General features: G+C 43.0%; 9 protein-coding genes. 3 read left to right on the forward strand and 6 right to left on the reverse strand.

Annotation, left to right across the window (positions count from 1 at the left end; genetic code table 11):
- Positions 1-84: 84 nt before the first annotated feature.
- On the reverse strand, positions 85-2,133 hold the full coding sequence (locus AAEY88_RS02400) for a BCCT family transporter (protein ID WP_350558525.1): 2,049 nt from the start codon (positions 2,131-2,133) through the stop codon (positions 85-87).
- 390 nt (positions 2,134-2,523) lie between these two features.
- Entirely contained in the window at positions 2,524-2,964 is a 441-nt protein-coding gene (locus AAEY88_RS02405; protein WP_350558528.1) for an HIT family protein, read from the reverse strand.
- A 298-nt stretch (positions 2,965-3,262) separates the two neighbouring features.
- Between AAEY88_RS02405 and AAEY88_RS02410 the strand changes: the two genes are divergently transcribed.
- From AAEY88_RS02410 to AAEY88_RS02420, 3 genes are all read left to right on the forward strand, one after another.
- The gene (locus AAEY88_RS02410; protein ID WP_350558531.1) at positions 3,263-4,009 is read left to right on the forward strand and encodes a hypothetical protein; all 747 of its coding nucleotides are present in this window, start codon (positions 3,263-3,265) and stop codon (positions 4,007-4,009) included.
- Between the two features lie 196 nt (positions 4,010-4,205).
- The gene (gene ilvD / locus AAEY88_RS02415) at positions 4,206-6,092 is read left to right on the forward strand and encodes a dihydroxy-acid dehydratase (protein ID WP_350558534.1); all 1,887 of its coding nucleotides are present in this window, start codon (positions 4,206-4,208) and stop codon (positions 6,090-6,092) included.
- 247 nt (positions 6,093-6,339) lie between these two features.
- Positions 6,340-7,581, forward strand: coding sequence for a cation:proton antiporter (locus AAEY88_RS02420; protein WP_350558537.1), 1,242 nt, complete (start codon positions 6,340-6,342; stop codon positions 7,579-7,581).
- Between the two features lie 34 nt (positions 7,582-7,615).
- Here AAEY88_RS02420 and AAEY88_RS02425 read toward each other — a convergent pair whose 3' ends face one another.
- The 4 genes from AAEY88_RS02425 to AAEY88_RS02440 all read right to left on the reverse strand — a co-directional run bounded on the left by AAEY88_RS02425 (position 7,616) and on the right by AAEY88_RS02440 (position 12,627).
- Positions 7,616-9,028: a serine hydrolase gene (locus tag AAEY88_RS02425; RefSeq protein WP_350558540.1), complete on the reverse strand. Its 1,413-nt coding sequence runs from the start codon at positions 9,026-9,028 to the stop codon at positions 7,616-7,618.
- 206 nt (positions 9,029-9,234) lie between these two features.
- Positions 9,235-9,789 carry a beta-lactamase hydrolase domain-containing protein gene (locus tag AAEY88_RS02430; protein WP_350558543.1) on the reverse strand — a complete coding sequence of 185 codons (555 nt, stop codon included), beginning with the start codon at positions 9,787-9,789 and terminating at the stop codon, positions 9,235-9,237.
- A 52-nt stretch (positions 9,790-9,841) separates the two neighbouring features.
- Positions 9,842-10,759 carry a MaoC/PaaZ C-terminal domain-containing protein gene (locus tag AAEY88_RS02435; RefSeq protein WP_350558546.1) on the reverse strand — a complete coding sequence of 306 codons (918 nt, stop codon included), beginning with the start codon at positions 10,757-10,759 and terminating at the stop codon, positions 9,842-9,844.
- Between the two features lie 467 nt (positions 10,760-11,226).
- A complete protein-coding gene (locus AAEY88_RS02440) occupies positions 11,227-12,627 on the reverse strand; it encodes a 3-oxoacyl-ACP reductase (RefSeq protein ID WP_350558549.1) in 1,401 nt (466 codons plus the stop codon).
- Between the last annotated feature and the right edge of the window lie 488 nt (positions 12,628-13,115).

The raw sequence follows: 13,115 nt of genomic DNA on the forward strand, positions 1-13,115 counted from the left end.
ACGTAGTCACACAGCAAGCTAGAAAAAATTTTACCAGCTATAAGAAACCATATGCTTATCTATTTTACTGAATATTGGCTATATTTATTTATCGAACACACTACCCTGCTCTAACGTAATATCATCATCATGCTCTTGCATACGCCACGGTAAAGTATCTGGTGAGATATTTATGAAGTGTAAATACTTCTCAAACTGATCAATAATGTCATTGATCACTGACACGGACTCATAGCCGTATAAATCATAGGTTTGACCACCACGGCGTAAATAGACTTCAGCACGATGATGATGCTCTTGTGGCAATTCATCAGCCTTATCCTCCGTGTAGTAATCTGGTGCATTATGCTCAGATAAACGCACCTCATACCAAAACTCGACATCATCACCACGTTGTAGCTCAAGGACGGCGCGATTATTGACCGCATCGTAATTGACATGAGTCGTCCAGCCGGTTTCTGCAAACTTAGTCGACACTTCTATCATTGAGGGCATAATTACCTCTTTGATATAGCTTAAGACCTTGTCACGAGTGGGCTTATCGGTCATGTAATCAATACGCTCGCGCCATGCTGAGGGTTTAAGTAGATGCGGCGGTATTCTATTATCATTGCCGAGGCTCTGGTTACGATGTCCCTCGATCCGTAACGCACGCCACATCCCAAACATCGAGATTAATATAATAATCGCAAAAGGTAAGGCACTAACAATAGCAGCTGTTTGCAATGCCGTCAGGCCACCAGCAAGCAATAACACTGATGCCACCGCCCCTTCGGTCACTACCCAAAACGTCCGCTGCCACCATGGCGTATCACTACGACCACCAGCGGCCAACGAATCAATGACCAGTGAACCTGAATCTGATGACGTCACAAAAAAAGTAATAATTAATAAAATGGTTAATGAGGAGACAAACTCAGTAAAGGGTAGTTTTTCTAATAGTTTAAATAACGCAATCGCTTGGTTATCTTGTACATCAGCGATTAATGAGGTGTATCCATCTACCATAATCATATGCAGGGCGGTATCGCCGAATACCGAAAACCAAAAGAAAGTAAATAGGGTTGGTACCAACATCACCCCTAATACGAACTCACGAATGGTACGACCACGGCTAATTTTAGCAATAAACAGACCAACAAATGGCGCCCATGCAATCGTCCATGCAAAGATAAATAATGTCCAATTGCCCATCCAATCGCTGGTTTGATAAGCCTGCAAACTAAAGGTACGCTCAACAATATTACCCAAATAACTGCCGGTATTTTCCATAAAAGCATTAAGAATAAATATGGTCGGACCGACGATAAACACAAAAACCATCAGCGCCGTGGCTAGTACCATGTTCAAGATAGACAAGCGCTTCACGCCTTTATCCATCCCTGCTAGCACCGACACCAGAGCCGCTGCCGTAATCAAGGCAATAGCGATGACCTGAACCGTGGTATTAACGGGAATTAGGTCTGGTAATAGATAGTTTAAACCGGCATTAATTTGCGATACTGACAGCCCTAAACTGGTAGCGATACCAAACATGGTGCCTACAATCGCAAACACATCAACTGTATGTCCAATAGGGCCATATATTTTATCACCGATTAACGGATATAACGTCGAGCGTATCGATAGCGGTAAGCCATGACGAAAAGCGAAATATGCCAGCGACAACCCTACTACCCCGTAAATGGCCCAAATGTGAAAGCCCCAATGGAAATAAGCAATTTGCATTGCTTCTTTGGCGGCCTCAATAGTCTGTGGATTAGAGAGTGGCGGATTGGCAAAATGCATTACCGGCTCGGCGACCCCGAAAAACAGCAAGGCTATCCCGTAACCTGCCGAAAACAGCATGGCAAACCATTCGAGAAACTTATATTCAGCCTCGGCATGGTCGGGACCTAATTTAATACTGCCATAAGGCGAAAATGCCAACGCAATAATAAACATCAAAAACAGTGCCACTGCCAGCATATAGAACCAGCCAAAAGTATTGGTGGTAAAATTCAGCACGGCACTAAATAATTCGCCAGCAGCTTCAGGATTAATAGCGGTGCCAATCACTAATAACAACATGATGACAGCTGCTGGCACAAATACCGGCAATAAAATAGTAGAGCGAGGTAATTTATTCTTCATAAAAGCGGTCTCTTAAAAGTCTCACAAAAGCGATTATTCTTAAAACGCTCTCTTACCAAAGATCTCCTCAGAAAAAATAGGCGCACCTTAGCCACAGCACAAAAATCTAATCTTAAAAACAGGAAAAATCAAAGAATAAAGCAATCAAAGAATAGTAACTGCCTAAATAAAAGCAAGGTTTACCACAAATTCTCTATAAACCCTAGGAATACTAAATTTTTGTAACATTATTTTAACGATCATTACAGCACTATTACTAAGCGATAAAAAAAGCAACTTGCAAGCTGCCTTTTTATCGATTTAAAAAATAATGACTTCAAATCTAAATATCAATAAAAATCAATCATCATGTTTATAGTTGAAGTGATTAATAGACCAAACAATGTATAGTTAAGCAGCAATCACAGCAGCGAGTTGTTTGGCCCTATTAGCAAGTTTTTCATGGTCAGCTTCAGTCGCTGCATGACGACCAAGCTCATGGATGCTAGCAGGAATCAGATGTACGTGATAATGAAAGACCGTCTGTCCCGCCTGCGCGCCATTAAACTGCATCTGAATAATGCCTTCACGCTCAAACACTTGGCGCTGCGCTTGCATGATTTTTTTGGCCGTCATTAATACCGCCGCCGCATACTCGGGCTTAAGCTCGCCCAAATCAATCGCTTTTTGCTTGGGTATTACCAGTACATGACCTTCTGCTTGCGGCATAATATCCATAAAAGCGAGGGTTTTATCGTCTTCATAAACCTTATGATAAGGAATTTCGCCCTTTAACATTTTGGCAAAAATGTTGTTATCATCATAAGTGATTTGTTGATTGGCTTGACTCATTATTTTATTCCTTGGGTTTTTGTTAATTTAGGTTTTTGATAATAGGGCTTGATAGTTGTGGCTGGTAGTTACGTTGTCTACAATATAGTGGACGAAATCCGCTGACAGTACAAGTTGCTGAGACAGCGAAGTAAGTTGACTATTAAAAATTTTTATTCAAATACTACAAATAATTAATCTCATATTATCAATAACCATGCTCATATTTTGAGCGCACCGATTTATTAGCGAATATGCTCTATTAAATGTTATATTAATCACACGTTTTGTTAACTTTAAGTTTATGGAATCGACCGCCTTGCCCACTCAATTATTAGAAAATACTGACACTTATATAGAACCACCTCATGCTATAGAAACGGCTACCTCTAGTAGTGAGCCGCAAGAGTCTACTCTCGGCAATAGCAAAACTATCGACCCCAACGCTATTATATTGGCACAGACATTGACAGATACGGCTATTAGCTGGCGTATTCATAATTGTAAAATAAGCAAAAAAACGGTGACCCAAGAATTACCGATGCTATTTTTATATCACTATGATAGCTTAGACGATGCCATTAAACAGGTGCATCCGTTAACGCCAGCATTACTCGCACAATTTAATACCCCGATGACTGCTGAAGCTGCTGCCAAGCTTATTGGCATTACAGGCGACTTATTGGCAAGCCCTTGGCATGTAAAAGTTATCGGCTCATTGGTAGTGTTTAGCGAAGCATTGCAATTAGCAGTACGTCTACATTGGACCAATACTGGCAAAAGTACCCAGCAGCTTTATACCAAAAGCGCTACTGAAGCGGTCACTGCTGCTTTTAAAGATTGGCAGTTTTTTGGTCGTATTGATGTGCTGTACAAAAATGACAAACAGACGCTAATCAGTATTAATGAACAAGCCGAAGGCGATGAGCCCCTATTTACTATTGAGCCCAGCTCTGATTATCAGTTCCTGCCAGCGACTCATGCATTAGTGGTCATTGCCAAACTAGAAGCTGATAAAGCCGAGCTGCCTTGGTTTGAAACAGCGATTTTAGAACGTCTTGAGTAGGGTTTTATGCTTAAATGCTTTATGGTTACCGGCTGATTATTTTCAGTTATCTATAGCTAATGGTATGGTAACGACTTAGTATTATTCACTAGTACTCACTCTCTATAAAAAGCACACTATCACTCATAAAAATACACTATGTCACATCTGAAAGTGAAGTTTTTAATACACCTCGCCTAATTGTAAGGAACATTGTATGGATTATCTCTCAAAAACCTCTACCGGCGGTCGTAATATGGCAGGTGCGCGAGCACTATGGCGCGCCACAGGCATGACTGATGGTGACTTTGGCAAACCTATTATTGCGATTGCTAACTCATTCACCCAGTTTGTGCCCGGTCATGTGCATCTTAAAGACTTAGGACAACTGGTCGCGCGCGAGATTGAGAGTGTTGGTGGTATTGCGAAAGAGTTTAATACTATTGCGGTCGATGACGGCATTGCGATGGGGCACAGCGGCATGCTGTACTCCTTGCCCAGTCGTGACTTGATTGCCGACTCTGTTGAATATATGGTCAATGCCCACTGCGCAGATGCCTTAGTTTGTATTTCGAACTGCGATAAAATTACTCCGGGTATGTTGATGGCGGCTATGCGTCTTAATATTCCTACTATCTTTATCTCAGGCGGCCCAATGGAAGCGGGAAAAATCTTAGCCAGTACGGTCGGTAAAAGCCATAACAATGAAGACAGTAACGGCAGTACTATTCGTAAGCTTGACCTTGTTGATGCGATGATGGATGCAGCAGATGAGAGCATTAGTGATGAAGATGTCGCCGCTATTGAAGTCTCAGCTTGTCCCACTTGTGGGTCATGCTCCGGTATGTTCACTGCCAACTCTATGAACTGCTTGACCGAAGCATTAGGATTGGCATTACCGGGTAATGGCTCGCTGTTGGCAACTCACTCCTTACGTCGTGAGCTGTTCTTAGAAGCGGGGCGCACTATTGTATCCCTTGCCAAACGTCGCTATGAGCAAGATGATGATTCAGTCCTACCGCGCTCAATCGCTACTAAAGCAGCCTTTGAAAATGCAATGACCTTAGATATCACTATGGGCGGCTCGACCAATACCATTTTGCATTTGCTTGCAGCCGCTAACGAAGCGGAAGTCGACTTCAAAATGCCTGATATTGACCGTTTAAGTCGCAATGTACCTTGTCTGGCTAAGGTTGCCCCTGCCTCGCAAAAGTATCATATGGAAGATGTGCATCGTGCTGGCGGTGTATTTGCGCTGTTAGCTGAGCTTGACCGGATCGGCTTGCTCAAAACTGATTTGCCGACTGTCCATAGTCCAACGTTGAAAGCCGCCATTGATAAATGGGATATTATGAATCCTGACAATACCGAGGCGCGCGCAAGATATATCGCAGCACCAGGTGGCGTACGTACCACTGAGGCCTTCTCACAATCAAAAGAATGGTCAAACCTCGATGTCAACCGTGAGTCAGGCTGTATTCGTAGTGCCCAGCATGCTTATACCGCAGATGGCGGTCTTGCCGTCCTTTACGGTAATATCGCGGAGCGTGGCTGTGTGGTCAAAACTGCCGGTGTCGATGAAAGCATCTTAGTCTTCACCGGACGTGCGCGCATCTTTGAGTCCCAAGATGACGCGGTAACCGCCGTGTTAGCCAATAGTATCGTGGCCGGTGACGTGGTTCTTATCCGCTACGAAGGCCCCAAAGGCGGTCCCGGTATGCAAGAAATGCTCTACCCAACTACGTATCTGAAGGCTAAAGGCTTAGGTAAAGCCTGCGCGCTATTCACTGATGGTCGTTTCTCTGGTGGCACGTCAGGTTTATCCATTGGTCATTCTAGCCCTGAAGCGGCTGAAGGCGGCGCGATTGGTTTGGTTCAAGAAGGCGATACTATCCATATCGACATTCCTAACCGTACCATCAACATGCAAGTTAGTGATGCTGACATAGCCGCGCGCCGCGAAGAAATGGAAAGTCGCGGACGTGATGCTTGGAAACCTACCCATCGCCAGCGTCATGTATCACCTGCTCTACGTGCCTATGCCGCTATGACTACCAGCGCTGATACCGGTGCAGTGCGTGATGTGACCCAAGTCGAACGTTAGGATAATTCTGTTATAACGGTCATTTTATTGGATCCAAATGCTAAATAAATAAGAAGTCTGCCTTGAGCAGGCTTTTTTTTCACCAAAAAACAACGTAGTTGTCTTTCTGATAACGTTTTTTTGCGGAAGTTCTCTAACTTTATCGTCATGATAAGTGGCTGGTTATCAGTTGATAATCAATTTTATAACCGTCAATTTTAAACACTTATTCGCTATTAAAACTAACACTCCCATATGCACAAACCTTATGATTGAAAACTATAATTTATTCTTACTGGTCTGCGGTATCGCTTTCTTATTTGGGGCGTTATTCCCTATTATGTTTAAGCGCGCACCTATTTCTTTGCCTATGCTACAGGTGAGTTTTGGGATGATGATGGGTTACTGGTGGACGACCTTATCGTTTTTAGATCCATTAGATAATGGCTTAATTATTGAAAAGCTCACCGAAATTGTAGTGCTAGTTTCTCTAGTCGGTGCCGGCATCAAGATTGATACGCCCCTCACTTGGCAATTATGGCGTCCTACCGTACGTCTATTACTTATTACTATGCCGATCGGCATTTTTGCGATGGCTTTTTTGGGCTATTACGCGTTTGGATTAAGTATGGGTGCCGCAATTTTACTTGGTGCAGTACTTGCGCCTACTGATCCAGTATTGGCCGCTAGTATTCAAGTAGGACCCCCTAATACGGGCGGTGAAGATACGCCGCGCTTTACCTTAACCTCAGAGGCAGGGTTGAATGATGGTTTGGCTTTTCCCTTTGTTTATTTGGCTATTAAAATAGCAGAAGCTTATGGCGGAGGTCAGCGTTTCACCGGTGAGATGCTATGGTCGTGGTTTACCCATGATGTGCTATGGAAAATTGGTGCAGGTTTGGTGGTTGGGGTGGGTGTTGGTAAAATATTAGCCAAAATAATTTTTTCAAAGCACATGCGCGAAACGACTATTTCTCAGGGTTATGTGGTCATTGCCCTAACATTGCTGGCTTATGGATTAGCCGAGTATGTGCACAGTTATGGGTTTATTGCAGTTTTTGTCGCCGCTTTCGCGTTTCGCCGTTCGGAGTGTGAACACACTTACCATCAAAAATTGCATGACTTCGCTGAACAGTCAGAAGGGCTGCTGATGTCATTAGTACTAGTAACTTTCGGCATGTTTATTGGTCAAGGCTTACAATCTGGAGTCGAGCTAACGTGGCGAGTATATATTGTTAGTTTTATATTCTTATTATTTATACGTCCTATTGGCGGTATAATTGCACTATCGGGATTGGATATGCACCGCACAGAAAAATATGCCATATCCGCGCTAGGTATACGCGGTATTGGGACTTTGTATTATTTATCTTATGCACTCAATCAAGGATTTTTTGGCGAAGAGGATGCGATTAAATTGTGGGTAGTATGTTCTATCGTGATTTTGGCTTCTATATTTATACATGGTTTAAGTGCACCAAGCTTGCTAAAAATAACGCCAAACAAATAACACGATTAACCTAGGTAGTTAAGCATAACCTGCTCTAACTTTCTCTATCAATCAAACCTAGCACTGCTTCGGTCAGCGCAAACTGGCGAATATCATTAAGCATGGTGACATCGAAATTATGGACAAAGGCAAATGACAGCTGGCGCGCAGGATCGCACCAAGCTACTGAGCCATTATAGCCCATATGCCCAAAACCTTGCTCAGTGCTGGCCACTGCTTTATTTTGCATGCTGTCGGCACAAAGTGAAAACAGACGGTGATAACCCAAGCGCCAGTCCATACTTGTCGGCATCACCGCATCGATACCAATCCCTTGCGGTGTGGACAGTTGATTGAACGTGGCGCTATCAATTAGCGTCTGACCTTGCCACTCACCACCATTTGCTAGCATGGCATAAATAGTGGCAAGCGCCTGTGCTGAAGCCACCCCGTTCGCTGCTGGAATAGCTGCTTGCATGGTACGTTGATCATAATAATCGATAGGCTGCTTATTAGCCGGAATCAAAGCCGCTTTATAATTTCTGAGATTAAGGATACTGTGATCGAAGTATAAACGATTGATTTGAGTCGCATTGAGACGAGCATTCACAGGGGCAAGCCCAGTCTCAGCAGCGTGCTGTTGCCAACATTTATAGCTGGGTAGCTGTGCATATGTATCTAGCGTATCCATTGAATCCGTTTTTAAAACCGGTTTATGGCGGCGAGTTCGCAGCTGTGAGTGGTCTTGCTCTGCCGCTTTAAAGTTTTTAACCAACTTAGCGACATTATTTACTTTATCAGCAGGTACGCCAAAATAACAGCTATCAGCAATACCTAAGGGGTCAGTTAAGTAATATCGTAATGCTGCTGCAAGCGACATATTGGTGACCGCTTCTATTAAGCCGCCTAATATCCAGCCATAAACCAGTGCGCTATAAGCACTGACATATGAGCCACTGACATACGATTCACTGACATAAGCCTCAGACGCATCAGGTGGTGCTGTTGGCATAGCGGCAACTTTTGCCAACATAGCATCCCAATCAAGTAGCGTCTCGCTGTCAGCATCAAGAGTGGTAATAGCAAACAAATCCGCTTGATGCGACATTACTGCGCGTAGGGTAATATCCGCTTTGCCATTAGCAGCAAAGGCTGGCCAATAGCTCGCAATGGGTACATCATAATCAAGCAACTGCTTTGCGACCAAGACATGTACTAGCGTTGCCAGTATGCCTTTACCGGTCGAAAAATTCAGTGACAGGGTATTTGGCTGCCAGGGCGATTCTAACTGAGCCATACCGATACTTGCCTGTGCAATACATTTTCCGGCCTGATAAACCACTAAAGACCCACCAGCTGGCGCGTCATCTAATTGTAGATCAGTCAATAACTGCTGCATAAGTTGCTGAAGCGGCGTATTGATGGCAATATTATTGTTGTGATAATTAGTGATACTACTGTCTGTCATGATTGTTTGCCTCTTTTTTATTGTTCTGCTACTGACTATCGTTAATATTGATACTAGGCAGGCCAGTGAAAGCCTTAATATTAGGCTTTGCTGATATTAAAAAAGGCCACCCAAAGGTCGCCTTTTTTAAGTGAGATACTTGCTTTAACAAACCGCTTTTGTGATTCAATATTTTTATGGTTCAATATAGCAACATAATAACTTCTTTAGCGTGGGACTAATAAGCGATTATGCACTTCTTGCTCAAGCATTGTCGTTAGACCATGACTGCGTCCACGTTCCATAGCAGTTTCCATCTTGCGACCACGTAGCCAGCCTGCACGTAGGGCAATCGCTGCTCCTGCATGATTACCGGACTTACAATGCATAGCGATTTTTTTACCATGATATTGGCGCAATATTTTATCAAACGCTAATATCTTTAATTGTTTTAAATCGTCTATACCACTTATCGGTAACTGCTCATAATACATACCTGCTTGCTTGACCGCTGAAGCTTCATCAAAGCTTAGCTCATCGTCAGGCTGTAAGTTAATGACCAGCTCAACCCCAGCATTTGCTAAAGCTGCGACTTTGTCCTCATCAAGTGCACCGCAGACAATGGTCTGCTCATCAGGACGAAAATAGGGCGCTAAAGCGGCAGCCAGATTAACGCCATTGTCCGCTGCGCTAGGTTGCTGATCAGTTACATTATTAGTAACAGTACCATCAATTGACTTAGAAAGATCGGCTTGAGTGTGCATAGTATTATGTTGGGTCATGGTCATAAATTTATTAGTTAATCGTCAATGTTAAATTAGATATCTTTGCTACTTATTCATCTTCAGTAACCCGCTTCACCAAACCGGCAAGATGCGGTTTATCGTTTTTCGCACTATATAAACCAAAGTGGCAGCTGTCATCAATGTTTTTAAGTTTTGCGATCGGCTCAGCAATAAGCTCTACTTCTGATGGCAAAAAGATAGGCAACTTAAAGGATACCTCAGCGGTACAAGCATCAGGCAACTCACCCATCATCGCTAAACATTTGGCCTTAGACCACATGCCATGAGCAATGGCTTTTGGAAACCCAAATGCCCGTGCTGACAGAGGATGTAGATGGATCAAATTGAAATCTCCTGATACGAAGGCATAACGACGACCGATATCTTCAGGCACCTCAAAAACCTTATGTACCCCTTTTTCATCAACCATCGGCTTAACAGTAACCGGACGCGGTGTGCTTTTAACATTGGCACTGCTGTCAGGTTTTTTGCCACGCGCCAAATAAGTCGAGGTACCTTCCCAAATGATATCGTCCTGTGATTTCACGATGGTGACGAAATCAAACTGCTGACCTTGGGCATGATCACGAAGATTATCGAAGGTCACGGACATGGCGATCGTCTCACGCTCACCAATAGGACGATACTGAGTAACGCTATTGTCCACGTGCACCAGACCTAACATCGCAAAGGGAAATGGCTCTTTAACCATCATATTCATTTGCAAGGCTTGTGACAACACCGCAGGATAAGTAATAGGTAGCTTGCCAGTATCAGTAAAGCCACAAATCTTACGATAGTCTTTAAGATTGCCCTGATCGATGTGCAGATCGTCCACATAATAGGTCGCTTGCGGCAACTCATCTTTGCCGACTTTAGGGTTATCACCGATAGGCAATAAACTTTTGATAATATTGGCGTAGGTGGTATGCGCTTTTGGCAACGCATCATAGTGTTTGTCTGACATAAATTAATCCTAGGTGGGGCTAGAGCAAATTTTTTTAAAGCATTTATTAAGCGAAAGGGTTGATTGTTCTACCGTAATTTTTTGCACCATTAGTAGTGACATAATTTATTGAATAAGATACTAAATAAGTGGCTACAAAAATGATAATACTTTTTGAGTGATGAATCAAATTATCGATAAAAAGATACTTAACAAGTAGCCGGTATCGCTAATTATACCTTACAGTACTTCTTACGTTATTAGTCCTGTGTTTTTATCATAAAAAAGCCACCCATGGGCAGCTTTATTACAATTAATTAGTAATTTTTTCGTAAGCATTTGTGAGCTAACTTATAAATAATCAATAAAATCAGCTGTTTAATAAGCAGGTATGATGACCACACCAAAGTTTACTATCTGCAGTCATCACCCTGAGCTGGCATAGATTGACTATTTTAAATATATCAAAACTATATGCCAGACTAGAGCTAGGCCCCAAGTAAGCTTTGACCACAAACACGTACGGTATTACCGTTTAAGCCACCAGACGCAGGAGACGCAAGCCAAGCAATCGTTTCTGCTACATCAACGGGCAAGCCGCCTTGGCTCATAGAATTCATACGACGACCGGCTTCACGAATGGCGAATGGAATTGCTTCGGTCATTTGGGTTTCGATGAAACCTGGGGCAACTGCATTAATAGTCATGCCTTTGGCATTGTCTTCTAGCTGTTTGGCGGTGGCATCGACCAAACCAATGACACCTGCTTTAGACGTGGCATAGTTGGTTTGTCCAAGGTTGCCTGCGATACCAGAGATTGACGAGACGCAAACAATGCGCGCATCATCTTTAAGCACATCACTATCAAGCAGGTAGCGGTTAAGCTTGGCGATACTGGCCAAATTAATATTGAGTACCATGTCCCATTTTTGCTCGTCCATTTTTGCTAGGGTTTTATCACGGGTCACGCCAGCGTTATGGATAATACCATCAAGACCACCCCGTTTTTCAGCAGCATCTGCAATTTCTGCACCGGCATCATCACTAGTGATATCGACCATCAGGGTTGAGCCACTAATTTCGCTCGCGACTTTTTGTAAGTCCGCTTGTTGCTGCGGTACATCAAGACAAATCACATGCGCCCCTTCACGGGCTAATACTCGGGCAATCGCTTCACCAATACCGCGGCTTGCGCCAGTGACCAGCATCGTTTTTCCGCCTAGTGGCTGCGTCCAATCTACCTCAATAGCGTTGCCTTTATCGACACGTACTACTTGTCCTGAGACATAAGCTGAACGCGCTGAGGTAAAGAAGCGTAGCGTTGAATCAAGATTCTGCTCAGAGCCTTCTGCCACATAGACCAATTGTGCGGTGACGCCACGTTTAAACTCTTTACCGACAGACCTTACAAACCCTTCAAGCGCACGCTGAGCCAAAGCGGTGTCGATATCATTAATGGATTCTGGTGGACGACCAATAATAATAACCCGACCCGACTTCTCTACACGGCGCGCGACCAGGTGAAAAAATTCATAAACTTGCTTAAGCTCGTCAGCGTTACTGATATTACTGGCATCAAATAATAATACTTTGAATTTATCGTCGTCACCCGTATTGGCTTTAGCTTCTATGCCCGCATCAGCAAGCGCATCTCTTATAGGGTCACTACTATTGACGAACACCTCGGCATGCAGCTCTGATAAAATACGCGCGACTGATGTGCTTACTCGCGTGTCATCACCAGTGGCTGAACCAACCAATACACTACCACGCACCAAACGTTGACCACTTTCAAAACGGTCAAGCGTTACTGGCAATGGCAGCCCTAGGTTTTTTGCAACTTTTTTACCAATAGAAGATTGAACAAAATCACCATAACGGTCTGACATAATATGCTCCTGAAATGTGGGTATAAAATTAAAAGTATAAGTTGTTTTTTAAAATAAGTTGGTTTAATTGGACCTAATAAAGCCAGTCAAATCAGCTAACAAACTAGGTTATAAGCTATTATAAGGCTTGTGCTGACTATAATTATAAGTATTTAGTAAGTATATCGACACAGACCTCAATATAAAAAGCCCTCGATATACGTTAAATATAGGACTATGAAAAACAATATTTTAAAAGATAGTACGGTAAAAAACGTCCTTGATAAGGCGATTACCTCATGTTCTCTATCTAAGTCTTATACAGATATACAAAATCAATGTTTGCATAAATCTTGGCTACTAAACTGCCACAACTATACACGCCTGACCCAAACAAGTCCAAAAGCCAATAATTTCTACCAAAATCTGTAAACCTAGCAGTCTATACAACGGTTACCTTTACTCTATTTAAGCAACACCTGCTTATGCTAAAATTAATATTATAAGTT

This window comes from Psychrobacter sp. CAL346-MNA-CIBAN-0220 (assembly GCF_040309805.1).
In the GTDB taxonomy this organism is placed as follows: Bacteria; Pseudomonadota; Gammaproteobacteria; order Pseudomonadales; family Moraxellaceae; genus Psychrobacter.